This is a genomic window from Pseudomonas sp. TH10, assembly GCF_016651255.1.
In the GTDB taxonomy this organism is placed as follows: domain Bacteria; phylum Pseudomonadota; class Gammaproteobacteria; order Pseudomonadales; family Pseudomonadaceae; genus Aquipseudomonas.
Map to the genome: position 1 here is coordinate 24,900 of NZ_JAEKEG010000175.1, position 20,729 is coordinate 45,628.

General features: G+C 61.1%; 14 protein-coding genes, 1 tRNA gene and 5 pseudogenes. 7 read left to right on the plus strand and 13 right to left on the minus strand.

Going from position 1 to position 20,729, the window contains the following annotated elements; all coding sequences use genetic code 11:
• Window positions 1-7 precede the first annotated feature (7 nt).
• Window positions 8-789, minus strand: a pseudogene (locus tag JFT80_RS23185) (aldolase).
• A 106-nt stretch (window positions 790-895) separates the two neighbouring features.
• Between JFT80_RS23185 and JFT80_RS23190 the strand changes: the two are divergent.
• On the plus strand, window positions 896-1,438 hold the full coding sequence (locus JFT80_RS23190) for a helix-turn-helix domain-containing protein (RefSeq protein WP_201149709.1): 543 nt from the start codon (window positions 896-898) through the stop codon (window positions 1,436-1,438).
• Window positions 1,439-1,541: 103 nt separating this feature from the next.
• On the opposite strand, the gene JFT80_RS23195 is transcribed toward JFT80_RS23190, so the two are convergent.
• Window positions 1,542-2,561, minus strand: a complete 1,020-nt coding sequence (locus JFT80_RS23195) for a DUF4917 family protein (RefSeq protein ID WP_201149711.1) — start codon at window positions 2,559-2,561, stop codon at window positions 1,542-1,544.
• A gap of 153 nt (window positions 2,562-2,714) precedes the next feature.
• Between JFT80_RS23195 and yiaY the strand changes: the two genes are divergently transcribed.
• From yiaY to JFT80_RS23215, 4 genes are all read left to right on the plus strand, one after another.
• Window positions 2,715-3,863, plus strand: a complete 1,149-nt coding sequence (gene yiaY, locus JFT80_RS23200) for an L-threonine dehydrogenase (RefSeq protein ID WP_201149713.1) — start codon at window positions 2,715-2,717, stop codon at window positions 3,861-3,863.
• 130 nt (window positions 3,864-3,993) lie between these two features.
• On the plus strand, window positions 3,994-4,632 hold the full coding sequence (locus JFT80_RS23205) for a LysE family translocator (protein ID WP_201149715.1): 639 nt from the start codon (window positions 3,994-3,996) through the stop codon (window positions 4,630-4,632).
• A gap of 19 nt (window positions 4,633-4,651) precedes the next feature.
• Window positions 4,652-6,001 (plus strand): GGDEF domain-containing protein, encoded by a 1,350-nt coding sequence (locus JFT80_RS23210; RefSeq protein ID WP_201149723.1) that lies wholly within the window; start codon window positions 4,652-4,654, stop codon window positions 5,999-6,001.
• Window positions 6,002-6,167: 166 nt separating this feature from the next.
• Window positions 6,168-6,671, plus strand: coding sequence for a DUF4142 domain-containing protein (locus tag JFT80_RS23215; RefSeq protein WP_201149726.1), 504 nt, complete (start codon window positions 6,168-6,170; stop codon window positions 6,669-6,671).
• A 47-nt stretch (window positions 6,672-6,718) separates the two neighbouring features.
• On the opposite strand, the gene JFT80_RS23220 is transcribed toward JFT80_RS23215, so the two are convergent.
• A complete protein-coding gene (locus JFT80_RS23220) occupies window positions 6,719-7,129 on the minus strand; it encodes a low affinity iron permease family protein (RefSeq protein WP_201149728.1) in 411 nt (136 codons plus the stop codon).
• A 175-nt stretch (window positions 7,130-7,304) separates the two neighbouring features.
• Between JFT80_RS23220 and JFT80_RS23225 the strand changes: the two genes are divergently transcribed.
• Window positions 7,305-7,451, plus strand: coding sequence for a hypothetical protein (locus JFT80_RS23225; RefSeq protein WP_163019358.1), 147 nt, complete (start codon window positions 7,305-7,307; stop codon window positions 7,449-7,451).
• Between the two features lie 75 nt (window positions 7,452-7,526).
• Window positions 7,527-8,297, plus strand: a complete 771-nt coding sequence (gene tam, locus JFT80_RS23230) for a trans-aconitate 2-methyltransferase (RefSeq protein WP_201149730.1) — start codon at window positions 7,527-7,529, stop codon at window positions 8,295-8,297.
• 171 nt (window positions 8,298-8,468) lie between these two features.
• Here the strand turns inward: tam and JFT80_RS23235 are convergent, their stop codons facing one another.
• The 10 genes and pseudogenes from JFT80_RS23235 to JFT80_RS23290 form a co-directional block, all read right to left on the minus strand.
• Window positions 8,469-9,197, minus strand: a complete 729-nt coding sequence (locus JFT80_RS23235) for a class I SAM-dependent methyltransferase (protein WP_201149732.1) — start codon at window positions 9,195-9,197, stop codon at window positions 8,469-8,471.
• Between the two features lie 361 nt (window positions 9,198-9,558).
• A tRNA-Gly gene (locus tag JFT80_RS23240) sits at window positions 9,559-9,632 on the minus strand.
• Window positions 9,633-9,797: 165 nt separating this feature from the next.
• Entirely contained in the window at window positions 9,798-10,682 is an 885-nt protein-coding gene (locus tag JFT80_RS23245; protein WP_201149734.1) for an alpha/beta fold hydrolase, read from the minus strand.
• A 317-nt stretch (window positions 10,683-10,999) separates the two neighbouring features.
• Window positions 11,000-11,691: pseudogene (locus JFT80_RS23250) on the minus strand (16S rRNA pseudouridine(516) synthase).
• A 31-nt stretch (window positions 11,692-11,722) separates the two neighbouring features.
• Window positions 11,723-11,941: a cysteine-rich CWC family protein gene (locus JFT80_RS23255; protein WP_122837797.1), complete on the minus strand. Its 219-nt coding sequence runs from the start codon at window positions 11,939-11,941 to the stop codon at window positions 11,723-11,725.
• A complete protein-coding gene (locus tag JFT80_RS23260; RefSeq protein WP_201149736.1) occupies window positions 11,934-13,433 on the minus strand; it encodes a sensor domain-containing diguanylate cyclase in 1,500 nt (499 codons plus the stop codon). Before JFT80_RS23260 ends, JFT80_RS23255 begins: the two co-directional genes overlap by 8 nt.
• 172 nt (window positions 13,434-13,605) lie before the next feature.
• Window positions 13,606-15,380 (minus strand): annotated as a pseudogene (gene atzF / locus JFT80_RS23265) (allophanate hydrolase).
• 26 nt (window positions 15,381-15,406) lie between these two features.
• A pseudogene (gene uca / locus JFT80_RS24680) lies at window positions 15,407-19,040 on the minus strand (urea carboxylase).
• A 278-nt stretch (window positions 19,041-19,318) separates the two neighbouring features.
• A pseudogene (locus JFT80_RS23285) lies at window positions 19,319-19,961 on the minus strand (urea amidolyase associated protein UAAP2).
• 11 nt (window positions 19,962-19,972) lie between these two features.
• Window positions 19,973-20,698 carry an urea amidolyase associated protein UAAP1 gene (locus JFT80_RS23290; RefSeq protein ID WP_201149740.1) on the minus strand — a complete coding sequence of 242 codons (726 nt, stop codon included), beginning with the start codon at window positions 20,696-20,698 and terminating at the stop codon, window positions 19,973-19,975.
• Window positions 20,699-20,729 lie beyond the last annotated feature (31 nt).

A 20,729-nucleotide genomic window follows, 5' to 3' on the forward strand; every position in this document is an offset into this window, starting at 1 on the left:
ACAGGTTTCAGTTCAGGCAATCGGCGTGTTGGCGCAGGTTCTGCCGGGCGTAATAGTTGAAGGCGGCTGCGTGGCGTTTCGGCTTGGCGATCCAGTCATGGGCTTCGCGGCCCAGCTCGGGGATGATCGGTTTGATCGTGCCCGCCGCCATCGCCAGCAGTTGCAGCTTGGCCGCACGTTCGATCAGTTGAGCGATGACACAAGCTTCTTCGATCGTCGAGCCGGTCGACAACTGACCGTGGTGTGAAAGCAGGATCGCGCGCTTGTCGCCCAATGCCCCGGCAATCAATTCGCCTTCCTCATTGCCCACCGGTACGCCCGGCCAGCCTTCGAGAAATGCGCAATCGTCGTAGAGCGGGCAAAGGTCCATGTGCGAGATCTGCAGCGGCACTTCCAGCATCGACAGCGCCGCGACGTGGGTCGGGTGGTGTGGATGATGCAGTTCACGTCCGGTCGAGCACGGTACACCCAGCTGTGGAAACGGTTGGCCGGGTTGGCCATGCCGTGGCCTTCGAGCACTTCCAGGTCTTCGTTGACCAGCAGTAAATTGCCCGCGGTGATTTCGTCGAAGCCCAGGCCCAGTTGCTGCGTGTAATAGGTGCCGGGCTGCGGGCCTCGGGCGGTGATCTGACCGGCGAGGCCGGAGTCGTGACCGTTTTCAAAGAGAATCCGGCAGGTCAACGCCAGCTTTTGCCGGTCTGTCCACGTATTATCCGCCAGAGTTTTTTGCATCTGGGTCAGCGCTTGCTTGACCAGTTGGTCTTTGGGTAGTGCTAATGTCTTGGCCATGTGTGTGTCCTTTGGGTGATTGCAAATGACACTAAAGAGGCTATATGACACAAAGTGTCATTGGCAAGCACAAATCGTCGCTTCCTCAATGGAATAACCGCTGCGCATGTCTATCCGTTTGAAATTATTGAGAAAAAAACTTGGCGTAACCCTTGAGGCATTGGCCGAGAAATCCGGCATGACCAAGAGTTATCTGTCGAAGGTCGAGCGCGGGCTGAACACTCCGTCGATCGCCGCCGCGTTGAAACTGGCAAAGGCACTGAACGTGAAAGTCGAGGAGTTGTTCTCCGAAGACAACGTCAGCCTCGACAGTTACAGCCTGGTGCGCAGCCACGAACGTCAGTCATTGGCGGCCAATGATCAGAGCCACGGTTACGCGGTGCTCGCCCATCAGGTCAGCGAGCGCAACCTGCTGCCGTTCATCATCTACCCGCCGAGCGAATTCACCGACAAGACCTTTAAGGAGCACTTGGGCGAAGAGTTTCTGTTCGTTCACGAAGGGCAGGTGGAAGTGGACTTCATGAACGAGCGCGTGTTGCTGGATCGCGGTGATGCGCTGCACTTCAACTCGCAGAAACCGCACCGTATTCGCTCGGTTGGCGAGGTTCAGGCGCAGTTGCTGGTGGTGGTGCACAGCAACGAAGAATGAGTCAGCCGCGCTGACGCCATCGTCAGCAGGCTCGCTTCCACACGGGGATACGCTCACCTTGTGGGAGTGTGCCCTGCTCGCGATGGCGTCGGCCGCCCCAGCGCTAAACCTCCACCGGTACGGTGAGCTTGGGGCTGCCCAACGCATGCGTTTTGGCATCAAAGAACCGCAACGCTGACCCCGTCCCCTCGAACACCTTCGCGTAATGCCGCTTCTGGTGCTGGATAAAAGCCTTGCTGCGCGGATAAATCGAAATCGCCACCACCTTGGGTTGCGCCTGGCGCAGCGCCTGGATGATGTGGTTATCCTGCTCGCCCAACGCATGCCCGAAAATGCATAAACCCTCGCCATGCCCCAGTAGCTGGTCATAGCAGAACGACAGGTAGTCCGAGCTGCGGATGGTCCTGAGCTTGTCCTGGGACTGTCCCTCATTCACGAACAGTGGCACGTCGTCGAGGGTCTTGATCGTGTTGTTGATGGCAAAACTGCCCAGCAACGTGCCCTCGGTCGTCATCAGTTTGCGCGCCGTGCCGTCCTGGTTGCGTACCAGGTGCAGGCCGCCGTGCAGGTACAGCAAGCGGGTTTTGTCCGTGGCCGCGGTACTCAGGTCAAAGCGTGGCTCGGTGCCCTGGAACAGGTCGCTGATCGCATCTGGCTGGTGCTGGATCGCCCAGTGGTTGAGCAGATCATAGTTGGTGGTGAACACCGTCCGGTATCGGCCCAGCTCCTGACTGATGGCAGCCAGTGTGGCAGGCACGATCAGGCGCCAGGGAATATGCACCGCATGCACGGTGTTGATCAGCGCTTCCTTGATTGCGTAGTAGCGATTGCGCGGGGCGGCGGAGCTCACCGCCAGGGCCTTGTTCACCCGGCTGGTGGTTTTCAGCGCGCTGAGGACCTGTTCGAAACTGCGGGTCTGCAACGCGTCGAATACGCTCAGCTCGGATTGGCTCAAGGGTTTTTCTTCAACCGTGCGGGCGTTTTCAAACAGCGAGTCATAGCCAAAATCATCCCACACGGCGCGACTGGCGCCATTGCCCACCAGCAGGCCATCAAGCGTGGCGGTGGCGCGCAAGGCATTCCAGTCTTCAAGTTGGGCATCAACATCCTGGAAATCGGTCATTGCGCAGGCGTCTCAAAACATAGGGGCTGATGGGCGGCGACTTTATCACGAGCCGGCATTGAGCCAGATCAACATCGGTTGTGACCGATCGGTCGATCCTGTGGGTAGCCGCCGAATCGGAGCAGTCGATTCGGCCCCTGTCAGGAGACTCCGATGAGCAGCACCTTCTTCATTCCAGCGGTAAACATCATGGGCAATGGATGCCTCGACGAAGCCATGGTCGCCATTCGTAACTACGGTTTTCGCAAGGCGCTGATCGTTACCGACGCAGGGCTGGCCAAGGCCGGCGTGGCCACGATGCTCGCCGAAAAACTGGCGATGCAGGACATCGATTCGGTGATTTTCGACGGCGCCAAACCCAACCCGAGCATCGCCAACGTCGAGTCGGGGCTGGGCTTGCTCAAGGAAAGTCGCTGCGATTTCGTCGTCTCGCTAGGCGGCGGTTCGCCCCACGACTGCGCCAAGGGCATTGCCTTGTGTGCGACCAACGGCGGTGAAATTCGCGATTACGAAGGCGTCGATCAATCGAGCAAACCGCAACTGCCGCTGATCGCCATCAACACCACGGCGGGCACCGCCAGCGAGATGACCCGCTTCTGCATCATTACCGACGAATCGCGCCACGTGAAAATGGCCATCGTCGACCGCAATGTCACGCCACTGCTGTCGGTCAACGACCCGGCATTGATGGTCGCCATGCCCAAAGGCCTGACTGCCGCCACCGGCATGGACGCCCTGACCCATGCGATCGAGGCCTACGTTTCGACCGCTGCGAACCCGATCACCGACGCCTGCGCGCTGAAGGCCATGACCCTGATCAGCAACAATCTGCGCCTGGCCGTGCGTGACGGTAGTGACCTCGCTGCGCGGGAGAACATGGCCTACGCACAGTTTCTCGCCGGCATGGCCTTCAACAATGCCTCGCTCGGTTATGTCCATGCGATGGCGCACCAATTGGGCGGTTTCTACGACCTGCCCCATGGCGTCTGCAATGCCGTACTGCTGCCTCACGTGCAGAGCTTCAACGCGCTGGTCTGCGCCGACCGCCTGACCGACGTGGCCCACGCCATGGGCGCCGATATCCGCGGCTTCAGTCCGGAGGAGGGCGCCCAGGCCGCCATCGCCGCGATCCGCACCCTGGCGCGTGACGTCGAGATCCCCGCCGGCCTGCGCGACCTGGGTGCCAAACTCAGCGACATCCCGATCCTGGCTACCAACGCCCTCAAAGACGCCTGCGGCCTGACCAACCCGCGCCCAGCGGATCAGCGCCAGATCGAGGAGATTTTCCGCAGCGCGTTTTAAGTTGTTTTTCGGCCGGGTGCAGGGCTCGCAGAGCCCCCACAGGAGAGCGTATCGACGAAGAATACACTGGCTGCCCCGAGACCTGAGATAGACTGGCGTGCAGTCACCCCGTCGTTCAAAGGATTTACCGATGACCCCATCGTTGCTCATGGCCGTTCTCGCCTCGGGTTTTATCTACGGCATTACACCAGGGCCCGGTGTTTTGGCGGTGTTTGGCATCGGTGCAGCGCGAGGGCGGCGGGCCGGGGCAGGTTTTTTGTGTGGGCATTTGCTCGGGGATGTGGTCTGGTGCAGTACAGCACTGATCGCCATAGTGGGTGCCCGGGAGATCGGCAGCACCGCGTTCGACGTGCTGGGCGTGCTCAGCGGGCTGTATCTGTTCTGGCTCGGATGGCGCGCAGTGCGGGCCAGGCGTGGCAGTGGCGAGGCGCCCCAGGGCGCGGCGCGGCAGCCGTTCTGGCACGGCATCATGTTCGGGCTGACCAATCCCAAGGCGTATCCGGTGGCGGTGGCAACATTCACCGCGCTGTTGTCCAGCCGGGCAGAGTTGCTCAACTGGTCGATGCTGCCCTGGTTGATCGTGCTGAGTTTTCTCGGCGGCCTGGTAGCCTACGCTATCCTCATTGGCATCGTCGGTGCCCGTCAGGTGCGGACCTTGTACCAACGCCATGAGTTATTGATCACCCGGTTGTGTGGCGTGATGTTTATCGGTTTCGCCATCAATGCCCTGGCGCATGCATTGCCCGGGCTGGTGACTGACAGGACTTGAGGCGAATCGCCGGAGCATCATGGCAAGCAGAAATTCCGCGCCCCTGGCGAGTTACATCGATCTGCTGCTGGACGCGGTTTGTGCCGTCGACAAGCAAGGCACCTTCGTATTCATCAGCGCGGCCTGCGAACAGGTCTTTGGCTATACCGCCGACGAGCTGATCGGCCAGCGGATGATCGACCTGGTACACCCGGCCGATCGGCAGCGCACCCTCGACGCCGCGCGGGAAATCATGGGCGGCGAGCCCAAACTCAACTTCGAAAATCGCTACGTGCGCAAGGATGGCCGCGTCGTGCACCTTCTCTGGTCGGCGCGCTGGTCGGAAGTCGATCAATTGCGCATCGCCGTGGCCCGCGATATCACCGAGCGCAAACAGGCTGAGTCACGCCAGGCTGCGCTGTATGCAATTTCCGAAGCCGCCCATGTGGCGGAGGATTTGCTGGCGCTGTTCAAGCGCATTCACTTGATCATCGGTGAATGGCTGCCGGCACTTAATTTTTCCGTGGCGCTGTACGACGAGCACTGCGCGCAAATGAGCTTTCCTTATCACGTCGATGAAGCAGGGTGTTCGCCCGATCTGCCGGGAGCGGTGACCGAGCGTCTGTGCACTGAGGTCATTCGCAGCGGCCAGCCGCTGTTGCTGACACCCGGGCAACACACTGCGGCGGCAGGCTTTGAAGCGCTGGTGTCGAGCCAGGATTCGCCGTGCTGGCTGGGTGTGCCGTTGAGCTCGCAGAACGGCACCATCGGCGCCGTACTGGTCAAAAGCGGCCCGGATGGCCTGCGTTATACCGAACAGGACCAGGAACTGCTGCATTTCGTCTGCGCCCAGGTCGCAACAGCAATTGAACGCAAGCAACTGCACGCGCGTTTGCATCACATGGCCCGGCATGACGCCCTGACCCAGTTGCCCAACCGCACCCTGTTACGCGAGCGCCTGAAGACCGCGCTGACAGCGGCGCATCTCAATGACGGCCGAATGGCGTTGCTGTATGTCGATCTGGATCGCTTCAAGCAGGTCAACGATACCCATGGTCACGCCATTGGTGATCTGCTGTTGCAGGCGGTCGCCCATCGACTCAAGAGTTGCGTAACCCGTTCGGACACAGTGGCCCGCATGGGCGGAGACGAGTTCGTCGTGCTGCTGCACCGTATTGATGCCGGGCAAGACCCCGAGCGGGTCGCGGCCAAGATCCGCCAGGTGCTGGCTCAGCCGCTCCACCTTGGCGGGCATGGTATGAGCATCCAGACCAGCATCGGCATCGCGCGTTACCCGGAGCATGGCAGCGAAGAGTCGCAGCTGCTGCGCCATGCTGACGAAGCGATGTACGGCGCCAAGCGTAGAGATCGCCGTCGCCTGGATGTCTGAGCCTGAGCTCAGTAATGGCCACCGTTCGTCGCACTGGCGTCAGCTTTACTAAACCTTTCAAGCTCTTGAACTTCCTATGTGATGCGGGCTGCTGTCTGCCGCAGTCATCATCCAGAGGCGGGGGCGTGAGCTCCCGCTTGAATTTAGCAAGAAGGAGGGCGCGACCATGAGCCGGATGGCCACCCGTATACGCAACGCCAGTTTTGCATCGCTGTTGGGCCTGTGTGCCAGCAGCGCCTTTGCCCAGTCGCCTGCCGAGTTCATCAATGATGCTTCGGCCAAAGGTATGGCCGATATCGAAGCCAGCCGCCTGGCGCATGGTAAGACCGAATCGAAAGAGGTCAAGGACTACACCATTGTCGTCATCAACGACCGCACCACCGCTAACCAGCATCTGGCCAAGATAGCCAAGCAGCTGGACTTGCCGGTGGCGCCACGGGAAGTGGTGGTGGATAAAGCCAAGGCCCTGATGCCCGAGGTGCAGGACGGCGCTTCGTTCGACCAGGCCTATGCGGCCAGTCAGGTGAAAACTACTGAAGAAGCCATCCAGCAACTGCAGCAACAGGCGCAGTCCACGCAGGTGCCGGAAATCAAGGCGTTTGCCGAAGAGACTCTGCCCAAGTTGCAGAATCACTTACAGATGGCCAAGGCCCTGCAAGCCAGTCGATAACTTCCAGTAACGCAAAACGGCGCCCATCACAGGCGCCGTTTTTTTGCTCAGCATTCGTTCAGGTCTTGTTTGCGCTTGCTCGCCGCAGCCAGCCCTTGGAGGGCGTGGACGTCTTTTTCGCCCATGGCCCGATAGTGTTTGCGCAAGGCTTCCAGCTGTTTCAGGTCGAGTAATTCGAGGCCCAGCATCGCGTTCTGTGCCTCTTTGGTCACCAGCAGCAACTCGTCGATCTTCAGGTGCAGGATGTCGGTGTCGCGGTTTTGCGTGTTCTGGATCAGGAACACCATCAGGAAAGTGATGATGGTCGTTGAGGTATTGATGATCAGTTGCCAAGTGTCATTGAAATGAAAAATCGGCCCGCTCAACCCCCACAACCCGATCAGGATCAACGCCCCCATGAACGTCTTCGGGCTACCGGCCCATAGAGCGAGCTTCTGGGAAATCTTCGCGAATTTCATAGCCGTATTCCTTATTGGGGTGCACTTGAATTTGTGACAGCACCGGCACGTGGAAAATTCTGCTTACATTTTACTCGAGTCAAAAAAAGCCACGCTCGACGTTGATCGTGACAGTCGCAACCTTTGCCCGCTCTGGAGAGTCACTAGTTAAACCCATTAGAGTTGGAGCACCCCCATGAACATCCTGCGCACCCTCTGCCTTTCCTGCTGCCTGTTCGCCCTGCAAGGCTGCTTTGATAATTCCGATAACGAAACCCGGGACAACACTGATGGCACCAAGTCTTCGGTGCAGATGCAGGACAAGGAGGCTGCGGACAAATAGGTTCGTGCTATTTTTGTGGGTGCGAATTTGCCGTGAAGCTTGTGCCTGGCCCTTTCGCACCTACAGGAGAACGCAATGAGTTGGTCTGCCAGACAATACGTCGCTTTTGAAGATGAGCGCACGCGTCCCGCCCGCGACCTGTTGGCCGCGCTACCGCCAGGGGATGTGCATTCGGCCATCGATATCGGCTGCGGTCCGGGCAACTCCACGGAGCTGCTGGTGGAGCGCTTTCCCCACGCCACATTGCGCGGGCTGGACAGTTCCAGCGACATGATCGAAGCCGCACGCAAGCGCTTGCCCCAAGTGCGGTTCGATGTTTCCGACATCGATCAGTGGAGCGAGACCGGTCCGTTCGATGTGATTTTCGCCAATGCAGTGTTGCAGTGGTTGCCCGATCACGCCTCATTGTTGCCCGCGTTGGTGGACAAACTGGCGCCGGGTGGCAGCCTGGCGGTGCAGATGCCCGACACGCTCAACCAGCCATCTCACCGCTTGATGCGAGAGGTAGCTGCGACGGGGCCGTGGACAAAAAAGCTGGCCGGGGCTGCCGCGCAACGCACCGAGGTCGCCAGCGCCAGCGATTATTACGCCGTGCTGCGCCCGCACTGTTCAAGGGTCGACGTCTGGCTGACCACTTATCATCACCCCCTGGCTGCCGGGCCTTCGGGGATCGTCGAGTGGTTCAAGGGCAGTGGTTTGCGACCCTTTCTCGAGCCTCTGAACGAGAAAGAACGCGAAGCTTTTCTGCAGGAGTATCTGGCGGGCGTCGAGCAGGCTTATCCGGCGCTGGAAGATGGATCAGTACTGCTGCCGTTTCCGCGGTTGTTTATTGTCGCGACCCGGTAGTGCGCCAGGTTCTCCGGACCTGAATCCACTGTGAGCAAATCTGGATCTGAATCTTGTGGGGGCAAAGCTTGCTCGCGATTGCGTTGTGTCAGCCGACATCAATGATGGCTGTCAGTGCGCAATCGCGAGCAAGCTTTGCTCCTACAGGGGAGTCGTGATTCGGCGCGCTCGTCAGCGCTGCACTGAAACCAGCAACATCATCGGCCGTTCACGTTCCTCGGCCAGCGCCGGTTGCGCCGCCACGTCGGGATCGCTCGGCCCCCATTCGTTGACGTGACGAATCGTGAAACCTGCGCCAATCAACGTGTTCAGCAGTGTGCCGAGCGTGCGGTGCTGTTTGATCACGCCCTCGGCCAACCAGTTGGTTACCCGCTCGCCTTCCCTCTGATAGCTGTCGAGCGGCCAGCGTTTATGGCCTTCGCTGTCGATCAGCCAACCGGGGTTGCGCGGCGCCATGAAGATCGGGTGTTCGATGGAAAAGACAAAGTGCGCGCCCGGTTTCAACGCCGCGTACAGATGTGCAAACAGCCCTGGCAGATCCTTTATGTAGTGCAGCGCCAGGGAGCTGTAGGCCAGGTCGAATTGCGCGGCTGGCAGGTCAAGGTGTTCCAGGTCGGCGCGGGCGTATTGCACGGTGGCGCCGCTGGTAGTCTGACGGGCCCGTTCGAGCATTTTTTCCGAGACGTCGAGCCCCAGCACACGAGCTGCGCCTTGTTCACTGGCCCAGCGGCAGAACCAGCCATAACCGCACCCCAAGTCCACCACCTTCAGGCCTGTCATGGGTGGCAGCAGCGCTTTGAGGGCAGGCCACTCCGGTGCGGCCTCCAGGCCACCGACCGAGCGGCCCAACTGGCTGTAAGCCTGGAAAAATTCGTGATCGTCGTAGATGTTTTGAGTCATGTTCGAGCTGCTCTGTCGCGTTGGTGAGCACGGGCGGCTGGTGCATCCGTCGGCGAGATGGCAATGCGCTACATCTGCCGGCGCAGACCCGGTCAAACCGTGCCGCATACTATAGTGGGAAGGGGAATCGCCTTAGGTTGCCTATGAATTTCCACTTGAGCGCTCGTATTCCTGAACCCGAACGTCAACGGTTAGCGCCCTTAATTGAGCACAGCGTGAAGTCTGTCTGCAAGAGAAGCACTCATAGTTCCAGTAACACTGCTTGGAACAAACTCAGAAACAAAAAAACCGGCCCTGTTAGGCCGGTTTTTTCTGTTCCTGATCTCCCGTCGAAAAGCGCAACGTTAGACCGATATTTGAGTGGAGCGGGTAGAGGGAATCGAACCCTCGTCGGAAGCTTGGGAAGCTACTGTTCTACCATTAAACTATACCCGCTCAGAGCGGCTGACTTTGTACCAGACTCGGCCACGGATTTGAAGTTTTTCTTTAAGTGCAAGGCTTTAGTACAGGTGAAACCGTTCAAAAAAACCATACGGCGGTCAATCGCGGGCAAGCCTTGCTCCTGCAAAGCGGGAGGGGCTTGCTCGCGACGACACGCTTTCAAATGGCCAATGCATGTTGATCCTGAACAAACGAGTAACGCGTTCGGCTGGTCTGCGGCGCCGGTTTCAGAAACCCGAGCAAGGCATTCTGACTGTCACGGCAGGCAGCCTTGTGCTCCATGTCGAGAAAGTGCCCGGTGGCTTGCAGGGTGGTAAACGTGCTCTGCGCCACATGGTTGCCAAACAGACGCGCATCTTCGGCAGCGGTGTACTCGTCCCATTCGCCGTTTAGAAACAGCACCGGCACGTTGATCTTCTTCGCTGCGTTCAAATAGCACTGGCGATCGCTGTGCAGCACATCGCTGATGTGGAAATGCATCTGCCCGTATTCGTGCTCGGCCAGGCTGCTGACGTGGCGATAGTTGAAGCGCTTGAACAGTGATGGCAGATGTTTGCCGATGGTGTTGTTGACCAAGTGGCCGACGCGGTCGCCGTCGCGTTGGCCGAGGTAGTCGACGCCGCGTTCGAGGTAATCGAGCATGTGTGCGTTGATCACCGGCGAGAACGAGCTGATCACGGCCCTTTCAATGCGTCGAGGCTGGTGGGCGAGGGCGACCAGTGTCGCGGCGCCGCCCCAGGAAAACGACAGCACGTGCTCGGCGGCGAAGTGGTCGATCAACTCGAGCAGAATCTGCCCTTCGACTTCCTTGGTCAGCGGCTTTTCGTGGCGGTTGTGCGCCTTTGAACGGCCCGCATAGGGCTGGTCGTAGCAGACCACGTTGAACTGCGGATGCAGGTTTTTCACGGTTTGTGCAAACGACGCAGTCGTGGCCATCGAGCCGTTGACCAGAATGATGGTCTTTTCTGCGGCGTCTGCGCGATAGAACTCCGTGTAAACCCGATACTGACCCTGTATATCCAGCACAGCGATTTCTGGCCTCATGTCATAAGACTCCTGGCAAGCAAGCGGGTATGCGCGCAAATAGAGATTGCACGAGCTTTGTGACAGGTAGGCATACGCCTGGAATTTGCTTGGCCCATGTCGATCCGTTACGGCAGGTCGACGGGTGTTGTTATTGGCGGGCAGTCTGCCGGCTGAGGCGCAACCCAGAGGGCTGACGACCGGCAAAAAGTTTCTTAGAGGTATGGTGTGACTCATCGGTCACAATTTGGCCGACGTCCTGATTCAAGCAGGGGGATCAGGATCGCGCAAGTGCCGTTGGTAAATTGTTCGACAACTTCTGCTGAGCGGTCGCTGGCTTAGATCATTTCGATCTCTTGGGCGGTCAGCGGGCGGTATTCCCCGGGTTCAACGAGCTGTCGAGCACCAGCGGGCCCATGGATTCGCGGTGCAGGCGCAGCACTTTGTTGTTGAAGTGGCCAAACATGCGCTTCACCTGATGGTAGCGACCCTCGACGATGCTCAGGCGCGCCGACCTTGGGCCGAGTAACTCCAGCTGCGCCGGTTGCGTGGTCAGGTTCTCGAAGGCGAAGTAAATCCCTTGGGCAAAGGTGATCGCATATTGCGCGCCAATCTCCTGCTCGGTTTCGACGTAATAGACCTTTGGCAGTTTGGTTTGCGGTTGGGTCAGGCGTCGCGACCACGTGCCATCGTTGGTGATCAGCATCAACCCGGTGGTGTTGAAGTCCAGGCGTCCGGCGATATGCAAGTCGTCCTTGTCGGGTTCGTCGATCAGGTCGAGCACGGTCGGATGCTGCGGGTCGCGGGTGGCGCTGACGCAGCCCGGCGGCTTGTGCAGCATGAAGTATCGGGCCGGTTTGCCGGTTTGCAGCACCTCGTCATCGACTTCGACACGGCTGAACTCGAGGACATCGCTGTGCGGATCGCTGACGACTTTTCCGTCAATCCGCACGCGCTTTTCCACCAGCAACAGGCGAACCTGCTGACGGTTGTAGCGGGGCAGGTTGCTGAGAAAACGGTCGACGCGCATGAGGGGCGTCGGCAGGAAAAGGTCGCGTATCTTACGTGATCGGCCGGGCGCCCGCTTGCAGTTGCGCCTCGACGCCGGCGCAGCGTGGGCACAGGCAGGTGGCGTTGCGCAGTTCGGCGGGCAAGGCTTCAAGCACTGCCGGGTCGATGCTGACGCCGTAGCACCAGCAGGCCCGAGCGGCGGTGAGCGGGTCGGCCAGGGTGCAGTCGTTGGGCGCACCGCAGGCCGGGCAGGTATCTGGTTTATTCATGAACGGTGTGTGGACTGCTTGAGTGGGACAGCATGCAGGTGCGGTTGCGGCCGGTTTGCTTGGCCCGATACATCGCATGATCCGCCCGGGACAGCAATGTGTGCAAGGTGTCGTCAGGTTGCAGGGTGGTAAGGCCGATGCTCACGGTCAGCTTCAGCGAATGACCGTTATAGGCATAGTCCTGCTGCTCGACGTGCCGGCGGATTTTCTCGGCGATCATCTGGCCAGTCTCGCCATCGGTGTCTTTGAGCAACACAATGAACTCTTCGCCGCCCCAGCGGCAGACGATGTCGGAATGGCGCAGGCAGCTTTCCAGGTCCCGGGCAAAGCCGATCAGCACCTGGTCGCCGGCGAGGTGGCCATAGGTGTCGTTCAATGCCTTGAAGTGGTCCAGGTCGAGCAGTAACGCGGTCAGGGGTTTCGGCTCGCGCTGCGCTTCATGCATGGCTTGCGCGGCCAGCAGATCGAAGCCGCGGCGGTTGGGCAGGTCGGTCAGGCTGTCGAGGGTGGCCTGGGCGTGGATGCGGCTCTGGTAGCGCTTGATCACACGGTTCAGCAGGGCCAGCACGATGAGGGTGACGAGCAGGCAGATCAGCAAATTGAGGTACAGCGAATGGCGAATTTCGCTCAGTGCGCCGTCTTCGCGCTTGTCGACGAACAGGTACCAGTTGAGCTCCGGAATAAACCGCACGTTGAGGAAATGGCCCTCGCCCTGGACCGAGTACTCGTAGCTGCCGCTGTTGGGTTTGGGCAGTTGGCTGACGAGACTCTTCATGCTGTCGAGTTCGCTCAGGGTCTGCCCAATGTGCGCGCCTTGGGGCCCGCCTTCTGCGCCGGTCAGCACCAGGCGGCCAAAGGTGTCGACGAAGTACACGCTGCGTTGATAGCGCTGCTGGTAGCGGTCGATCAGCTTGATCACCGCATCGACGGTCAGGCCGACGCCTGCCGCGCCGATGAACCGGTTGTTGTAGTCATAGACCTTGTAGTTGATGAAGAAGGTCAGATTGTCCTTGTTGGCCAGGTCCGGATCGACGTTGATCTCGTAGGGCTCGGCCATGTCGCGCACGCGAAAGTACCAGGCATCGCGGGGCTCGGTGACCTTGATCTGCTTGAGCACGCCCTTGGCATGGTAGTAGGTGAGGCTGGCGTTGGAGACGAAAAACGCGGTGTAGGCACCGTAGTGCGTCATCACTTCATTGAGGTAGCGGGTCATCTGCTCGGGGTTCTGCTCGCCGTCCACCACCCAGTCTCGCATGAAGGTGTCGCGGGACATCATCGAGGAAATCAGGATCGGCCGGACCAGGTCTTTCTGGATTTCCGAATAGACGGTGTCCGATGTCAGCGGCAGCTCGGTGTTGACGATGCTGTCGCGGATCGACGCGCGCGAGGCGTAATAGCTGAGCAAGGACGTGGCCAGGAAGCCGGCGCCGAGCAAGGCGATCAGGGTGAGCACCAATGAACGTTGCGAATACAGCGGCGAGCGAAGCGGCATGACAATTCCGTTGGCAATGATCCGGTGCAAAACATTCTAAAGGCACTGCGGGGAAATAACTGTGGGATTTGCAGGGTGAATTGGTAAGGATCAGGACGGGTGGTGGCAGGGAGGCTGTCATCGCGGGCAAGCCTTGCTCCTGCAAGAGCGGGCTTGCTCGCGAAGCGTGAGGTCACTGCCGATCGGTCAGATACGCACGCCATCCGCCAAAATGGCTGATGTCGACTGCGCCTTCCAGGCCATAATTTTCACAGATAAATCCGCTCTCCCAACGGCCATCTGCCAACTGCACTTTACCCAGGCCCAAAGGGGCCGGGATGCCGGTGAGGAACGAGCCCAGTTCGCTGCTCGGCAACTCCCAGACCTCCACTGCGATGGCCGCGCCGCCGTCCTTGACCCGCACCATGCCCGGGCGAAACGGTGGGCCACCGGCCAATGCGTACAGGCGATAGTCCGCTGAACTGAAAGTGGTCTCGACCAGCGTCGCTCCCCGGCGCTTGAGCTGCCAGTTGAGCGCCAGCCCGTCCAGGTGGGCACCGCACACCACCAGCCTGGCGCGATCATTGCGGGCGACCGGGGCGGGCGTGGAGGCCTCGTCGGAATGCTGGAAACCCTCGGCCACGCTCAGCAGGTATTGATCGGTGAACGCCCGGCCAAACAGCGTCACGCCCCAGGGCAGGCCATTGCCCATGAAGGCGCTGGGCACGGCCACGGCGGCGTAGTCGAGCAGGTTCATGAAGTTGGTGTAGTACCCCAGCTCCGAATTGCGCTGTACCGGTTCGGCATGCAGTTCGGCCAACGTCACAGGTCGGCCGATGGTCGGGGTAAGAACGCAGTCGAGGTTTTCCAGCGCCTTGTCGCAAAGTGCTTTCAAGGCTTGCAGGCGGTACTGCGCGCGGAAGGTTTGCACGCCATCTACCGCAGGCGCCTTGGCCAACACCGCGCGGATGACCGGCAGCACCGCCTCTGGATTGCGCTCCATCAATTCCCCGGCCACGCTGTAGCGCTCGGCGACCCAGGGGCCTTCATAGAGCCAGGCGCGCCGCTTCGAGAAAGGGCGACAGATCCAGCTCGACCGCCTCGCCACCCAGCGCCTTGAGGCGGTCGATGGCATCACCGAACAGCAGCGGCCCTTCAGGACAACCGAAGAACTGCAGATCCTGCGCTCGCGGCACGCCGAAGCGGAACGGGCCCGCAGTACCGAATGCCGAGCCGTCATTCCACAGCGGATTGCTGCGGCTGTACGCATCCCGTGGGTCCAGCTGCGCGGTCAGCGCCAAAAAGCTGGCTGGCTTCCCGGGCGGTAGCAGTGAAAGTGGTGACGCAATCGAGGGTGCGACAGGCCGGGACTACGCCTGCGGTGGAGATCAAGCCTTTGGTGGCTTTCATCCCCACCAGATTGTTCAGTGCGGCCGGCACGCGTCCGGAGCCCGCCGTGTCGGTACCCAACGCGAAACTCGCCACACCCAGGGCGACCGCCAGCGAAGACCCGGCACTGGAACCGCCCGATGGATACTCCGACAATACGCTGTTGGGGCATGCTCCATAAGGCGAGCGACTACCATTGAGGCCGGTGGCGAACTGATCGAGATTGGTCTTGCCCAGGGGAATCGCGCCCAGCGCCAGCAACTGCTCGACGATGGTCGCCGAGCGCTCCGGCACATAGGCAAACGCCGGGCACGCAGCGGTGGTCGGGATGCCTGCCAGGTCGATGTTGTCTTTGATCGCGAACGGCACGCCGTACAGCGGCAGGCTCTCGATGTCGCGACCGTCGAGTGCGGCAAGGTAAGGTTCGAGCTCGTCGGCGCTGAGCAAATGGATGAACAGGTGATAATCCGGGTTCAGCGCTGCGGCCTTGTCGCGCAGACCCGCAAGCAGTTGACGAGGGGTGAGGCTGCCGTCGCGGTAGGCCGTGCGCAGGGCGTCGAGTTGCAGGTTGATGTTCATGCTGTCAGTCCTTTTGCAAAATGGATTCAGTCGAGTTCCAGTACCACCACGCGTTGTCCGGCGCGCACCGGCGAACCCGGTTGCACGCGGACCTCGCGGACGATGCCGGCCATCGGCGCGAGCAGCGGGATTTCCATCTTCATCGACTCCAGGATCACCAGCACATCACCGGCCTGAACCCGGCTGCCGGCCTCGACCTGAACCTGCCAGAGGTTGCCGGCGATATGGCTGTCGACGCTCATTTCGCCGCTGGCCAGCGCCGCGTCCTCGGTCACTGGCGGGGCCGGCTCGTCGCTGTCGAAATGCGCCTGGCCGCTGGCTATCCAGCGTTCGCGCTCGGCGCTGAATGCGCCTTGCTGCTGAGCGCGAAACGCCGCGATGGTCTGTGCTTCCTTCGCGAGGAAATCCTGATAATCAGCAAGGTTCAACTGGCTGTGCTCGATGGTCAGCTCGAAGCGACCCAAGGGAAAATCCCGCCGGATGCCCAGCAGTTCTTCGGCGCTGACCGGGTAGAAGCGGATCTGGTCGAAGAAGCGCAGCAACCAGGGTTTGCCATCGAATGCGGCGACTTCGCGATAGCGGTTCCACATCTGCAACGTGCGGCCGACGAACTGGTAGCCGCCAGGGCCCTCCATGCCGTAGACACACATGTAGGCGCCGCCGATACCGACGGAATTTTCCGCGGTCCAGGTGCGCGCAGGGTTGTACTTGGTGGTCACCAGGCGATGGCGGGGTCCAGCGGGGTGGCCACGGGAGCGCCCAGGTACACGTCGCCCAGGCCCATAACCAGGTAGCTGGCGTCGAACACCGTACGCTGCACTTCGTCGAGGTTTGGCAGGTCGTTGATGCGGCGGATGAACTCCAGGTTGCTCGGGCACCATGGGGGCATCCTTGCGCACGGTGGTCATGTATTTCTCGATCGCCAACTGGCACGCTGGATCGTCCCAGGACAAGGGCAGGTGGACAATGCGCGAGGGCACTTGCAAGTCCTTGGCGGCGCACACGGCGTCCCACTCGCCGGCAACGATGCCCAGCAGATCGGCGAGGGGCAATTGCTCGGGTTGGTAGTGCACTTGCAGCGAGCGGATGCCGGGCGTCAGGTCGATCACGCCATGCAGGTGTTTGCTTTCCAGGGCTTGCATGAGGGCGTGGCCGCGGAAGCGCAGCACCAGGTCGAGCTCGGGCGCGCCGATTTCCAGTAGCAGATGCGTATCCCCCGACAACCTTGCAACCAACCGCGTATCCCCCTCACCCAACTCCAGCACCACAGGCGACATAAGGCCCTGTGGGAGCTGGCTTGCCAGCGATGAAGTTGATGCGGTGTCTGGTCGGGCCCCATCGCGGGCGAGCCAGCTCCCACAGGTATCCCATTTGCAGGCGAGATAGCGGGCGGTCTGGACATCGACGGGGTGGAACTGCACTTTGTCTCCGGCCTTGAGCTGCCCAAGCTGCCACAGGTCCGCCTCGATCACGGTCACCGGGCAAACGAAGCCGCCCAGACTCGGCCCGTCCGGCCCGAGGATGACCGGCATGTCGCCGGTGAAATCCACCGCGCCAATGGCGTACGGATTGTCATGGATGTTCGAGGGGTGCAGGCCCGCCTCGCCACCGTCGGCACGTACCCATTCAGGCTTGGGCCCGATCAGGCGCACACCGGTGCGGCTGGAGTTGAAGTGCACTTCCCACTGAGTCGCGAAGAACGTGCCGATGTATTGCTCGGTGAAATATTCCGGGGCGCCATGGGGCCCGTAGATCACCCGAATCTGCCGGACGGCGGGCAACTCGCCGAGCTGTGCTTCGGGCAGGGTAATGCCAGTGCTGCGCTCCTGCAGCGTCGGCACGTGCAGCACATCGCCTGCGCGTAATGCCCGACCGCCGTGGCCGCCAAACTGGCCGAGGGTGAAGGTGCTTTTGCTGCCCAGGTAGTCCGGAACCTGCAGCCCGCCCCGCAGGCACAGATAGCTGCGAGCACCTGCGCCGGCTATTGTGCCGAGGCTCAGGGTGGATCCGGCCGGGATCAGCAGCGTGGTGTTCATCGCCACCGCTTCTGCGTTCAAGGTCATTGGAATTGCCGCCCCGGTGACCGCCACCACGGCATCGCAATTAAAGCGCAGCAGCGGCCCGCTCATGGTGATTTCCAGGGCCGCGGCACCTTCGTCGTTACCCAGCAAGCGGTTGCCCAGGCGCAGTGCGCGACTGTCCATCGGCCCTGAAGGCGGCACGCCCACCGCCCAGTAGCCAAGACGTCCGGGATAGTCCTGCACGCTGGTTTGGGTACCGGCGTTAAGCACCTCAAAGGTGTTGGCCTGATACACCAGGTTTTCAAGGCAACGGGTCCACGGCTGACCGCTGGCGAACGGCGCGTCGAGCAGGATCTGGCGCAGGTAATCGCGGTTGGTTTCCACGCCGTAGAGCTGGCTGTCGCCCAGGACTCGATGCAGATCGCCGGCCGCTTCTTCGCGGCTCGGCGCCCAGCAGATGACCTTGGCGATCATCGGGTCGAAGTAGGGTGGAATCTCGCAACCGGCTTCGACCCAGGTGTCGATACGCAGGTGTTTGCCGTCGGCGACCGGGAAGTTCACGGTGGTGAGCAAGCCAGGGCTCGGTTGAAAGTCCCGGCCGGGATCTTCGGCATACAGCCGCGCCTGAATCGCGTGACCCTGAGGCTGCAAGCTGCGGCTCAACTCGCTCAGCGGCGGCAGATCACCGGCCGCCAGTTCGATCATCCAGCGCACCAGATCGACGCCCCACACCTGTTCGGTGACGCCATGTTCCACCTGGAGAGCGGGTGTTCACTTCGAGAAAATAGAAGCGCTGGTCTGCGCTATCGAAGACGAACTCCACAGTGCCGGCACTGCGATAGTTGACCGCCTTCGCCAGCTTGATAGCCGCTGCGCAGAGCTCGTCAGCCATGCCTTCAGGCAGGTTGGGTGCAGGGGTTTCTTCGAGGACTTTCTGGTTGCGGCGCTGCACCGAGCAGTCGCGTACACCCAGTGCCAGCACTTCACCGCGACCATCGCCAAACACCTGGACTTCGAGATGTCGGGCGCGCTGGATGTACTTCTCGATGAAGACCCCGGCGTCGCTGAAGTTGTTCTGGCCCAGGCGTTTGACCGCTTCAAAGGATTCGCTCAACTCGGCGGCGCTGCGGCAGACACGCATGCCGATGCCACCGCCACCGGCCGTGCTTTTGAGCATTACCGGGTAGCCCACCTGTTCGCCGGCAAGCAGGGCATCGTCGAGGCTGTCGAGCAACTCGGTACCTTCGAGCATCGGCACACCTTGCTTGCGGGCCAGTGCCCGCGCCGTGTGCTTGAGGCCGAACACCCGCAGTTGCTCGGGCGTGGGGCCGATGAATGCGATGTGCGCGGCTTCACAGGCCTCGGCGAATGCGGCGTTTTCCGAAAGGAAGCCGTAGCCGGGATGGATTGCCGTGGCGCCGCTGGCCTTGGCGATGGCGAGGATTTTCTCGACGACGAGGTAGGTGCCGGCGGCAGCGCCTTCACCCAGGCTGTGCGCTTCGTCGGCCTGCAGGATGTGCAGGCTGGCGGCATCGGCTTCGGAGTAAACGGCCGCGCCCTTGACCTTCAGCTCGCGCAGGGTGCGCAGGATTCGGCAGGCAATGGCGCCACGGTTGGCAATCAGGACTTTTTCGAACATGGCAAACCCCTGGAGGGGATGCGGGCCGTCCCGCAGTTTTTCGACAGGCGCCGGGGTCGTCCCCGACTGCAGATTCAATTTTCTTCAGAACACCATCGTTCACTGTGGGAACGGGCTTGCCCGCGATGAGGCCGGCACTCCAACATCGATGCCGACTGACCCACCGCTATCGCGGGCAAGCCCGCTCCCTCAGGGGCTATGGCGTTCTCACTTTTTCAGGCACTGGCCTGAACGGGCCTGGCACAGGGCGAACAGCCATTTGCGCAACTGCTTCATTTTCAGTTCCATACCAGCACCTGCGCCGCAGTCGGGTTGTAGGCATTGCACGGGTTGTTCAGTTGCGGGCAGTTGGAGATCAGCATGATCACGTCCATCTCTGCGCGCAGTTCAACGTACTTGCCCGGCGCTGAAATGCCGTCCTCAAACGTCAAGCCGCCGTCCGCCGTCACCGGCACATTCATGAAAAAATTGATGTTTGGCCCGATATCACCCTTGCTCAAGCGGCCGTCGTGAGCGCAGGCCCGCAGGTAGTTATCGCGGCAGCTGTGCATGTAGCGTTTCTCCAGGGCGTAGCGCACGGTGTTGCTCTCTTGCGCGCAGGCGCCGCCGAGGGTGTCGTGACGGCCGCAGGTGTCGGCGACTATGGTCAGCATCGGCCTGCCGAGGTTGGAATACAGCACGCTCCCGGTCCCCAGGTAGACGCTGTTCTGCCGGCGCAGAGTGCGCTGTACGTCGTATCGCTCCCTGGGGTTGGCGAGGCTGTAGAACAAGGGTGTCGACCGCCTGGTTACCCTCAAGGTCAAGGATGCGCAGGGTCTGGCCGGCCTTGACCTCCAGCAGGAAAGGTTCGCCTGCCGGGATGGTGGCGCGGTAGACCGCCGTTTCAGGGAGCTGTTGCGGGGTGGCGATAGCGAGTGACATGGCAGCGATCCTCAGGCGAACAGGCGGTCGGTGTTGATGAAGCCGCGCTCGTTTTCCGGGCGCGAAGTGCGGCAGTGTTCGGCGACGCTGGCGTCGGCGTTCATCCAGCTGAGCTTCAGGGGTTGGGGCGCATAATCGGGTGCCGGGTCCATCGGATGTTGCAGGGCGGTCAGCACCACCAGCGTGTCCATCGGCGCATACAGCTCGATGTAGTCCCCCGCTTTGGAGTTGCCGGCCACGAAGTGAAAAGCCCCGGCCTCGTCAACGTTCACCCGGCTGAACAGGTTGAGGGTCATCAGCAGGTCGGACAGGCCCAGCCCCCATTTGCCCAGCTCCACCAGCAGGTTGTCGGTGCCGTTGCGGAAGAAGCCATTGCGCAGTTCCTGGTAGCGGCCTGCACCGTATTTTTGCGCGACTTCTTCAGCGCACAGCACGCCGCCGAGGCTGTCGCTCCAGCCACAGGTGTCGGCCGTGATGGCCGCGAGTACGCGGCCCATGTCCGAGTACAGGCAATGGCCGTTGGTGAGCTTGGCGGTGTGCTGGCATTTGAGGCTGTCGGGCAGGCTCAGGCGTTCGCTTTTCTCGTTGGCGTTGAGCAGCGTCAGGCTGACGTTGGCGCCGCCGCGCAGGTCGGTCAGGCGCAGCAGTTGGCCGCGCTTGAGGATGAACGAACGGTGGCCGCCGCCTGGCAGGGTTTCTTCGGCGAATATGGGGAACAGTTGAGTCGAGTCAGTCATGTGCTAATTCCTCTAAGCGATTCCAAGCGTG

Excerpts from the sequence above, each read along its gene's own strand:
- JFT80_RS23260 (WP_201149736.1), bottom strand. The coding sequence starts at position 13,433 with ATGCCGCTTCGCTCGCCGCTGTATTCGCAACGTTCATTGGTGCTCACC.
- JFT80_RS23210 (WP_201149723.1), top strand. The coding sequence starts at position 4,652 with ATGGCAAGCAGAAATTCCGCGCCCCTGGCGAGTTACATCGATCTGCTG.
- JFT80_RS23205 (WP_201149715.1), top strand. The coding sequence starts at position 3,994 with ATGACCCCATCGTTGCTCATGGCCGTTCTCGCCTCGGGTTTTATCTAC.
- JFT80_RS23290 (WP_201149740.1), bottom strand. The coding sequence starts at position 20,698 with ATGACTGACTCGACTCAACTGTTCCCCATATTCGCCGAAGAAACCCTG.
- yiaY (WP_201149713.1), top strand. The coding sequence starts at position 2,715 with ATGAGCAGCACCTTCTTCATTCCAGCGGTAAACATCATGGGCAATGGA.
- JFT80_RS23195 (WP_201149711.1), bottom strand. The coding sequence starts at position 2,561 with ATGACCGATTTCCAGGATGTTGATGCCCAACTTGAAGACTGGAATGCC.
- JFT80_RS23245 (WP_201149734.1), bottom strand. The coding sequence starts at position 10,682 with ATGAGGCCAGAAATCGCTGTGCTGGATATACAGGGTCAGTATCGGGTT.
- tam (WP_201149730.1), top strand. The coding sequence starts at position 7,527 with ATGAGTTGGTCTGCCAGACAATACGTCGCTTTTGAAGATGAGCGCACG.
- JFT80_RS23255 (WP_122837797.1), bottom strand. The coding sequence starts at position 11,941 with ATGAATAAACCAGATACCTGCCCGGCCTGCGGTGCGCCCAACGACTGC.
- JFT80_RS23215 (WP_201149726.1), top strand. The coding sequence starts at position 6,168 with ATGAGCCGGATGGCCACCCGTATACGCAACGCCAGTTTTGCATCGCTG.
- JFT80_RS23235 (WP_201149732.1), bottom strand. The coding sequence starts at position 9,197 with ATGACTCAAAACATCTACGACGATCACGAATTTTTCCAGGCTTACAGC.
- JFT80_RS23225 (WP_163019358.1), top strand. The coding sequence starts at position 7,305 with ATGAACATCCTGCGCACCCTCTGCCTTTCCTGCTGCCTGTTCGCCCTG.
- JFT80_RS23190 (WP_201149709.1), top strand. The coding sequence starts at position 896 with ATGTCTATCCGTTTGAAATTATTGAGAAAAAAACTTGGCGTAACCCTT.
- JFT80_RS23220 (WP_201149728.1), bottom strand. The coding sequence starts at position 7,129 with ATGAAATTCGCGAAGATTTCCCAGAAGCTCGCTCTATGGGCCGGTAGC.